The 558-nt window shown below is 42.7% G+C and carries 1 protein-coding gene; it reads right to left on the bottom strand.

Features of this window, described 5'->3' with window-relative positions; genetic code table 11:
- On the bottom strand, positions 1–558 hold a 558-nt coding region (locus DW965_RS18920; protein WP_199681693.1), incomplete at both ends, for an IS256 family transposase.

Genomic DNA, 558 nt, shown 5'->3' with positions numbered 1-558 from the left:
ATCGCCAACACTGATGGTTAAAACTTCTTTTTTTCCTTCCGTGTTGATTCCCAGAATCACGTAAGCAGCAAGCTTTCGGATCACGCCATTATCCCTTACAGAATAATGGATTGCATCAATGTAGAGAATGGGATAGACCTCGTCCAGTGGCCGGTTCTGCCAGTCTTCGATCTGTGGCAGGATCTTATCAGTCACATCAGAAATAAAGCTTTCAGAAGTTTCAAAGCCATAAATATCTTCGATGGTTTCGGAAATCTGCCGGGTAGTCATTCCTTTGGCATACATGGAAATGATCTTCTGATCAATATCGGAAATATCTTTCTGACGTTTTTTCACAATCTGTGGTTCAAACGTTGATTTGCGATCCTGTGGCACTTCGATTTCCATCGAGCCATACCGGCTGTTGACCTGTTTCCGCTTATAACCATTGCGATAATCATCATTATCTGAGCGTTCGGATTTTTCGTAACCAAGATGATCATCCATTTCAGCTTCCATCATTTCCTTAATGGTGCCGCCTAAAAGATCCTTGAGCGCATCCTGAATGTCTTCTGCAGA

The sequence above is a fragment of the Blautia sp. AM47-4 genome (assembly GCF_003479865.1).
GTDB lineage: Bacteria > Bacillota > Clostridia > Lachnospirales > Lachnospiraceae > Fusicatenibacter > Fusicatenibacter saccharivorans.
This window is presented reverse-complemented; position numbering and strand designations above follow the sequence as displayed.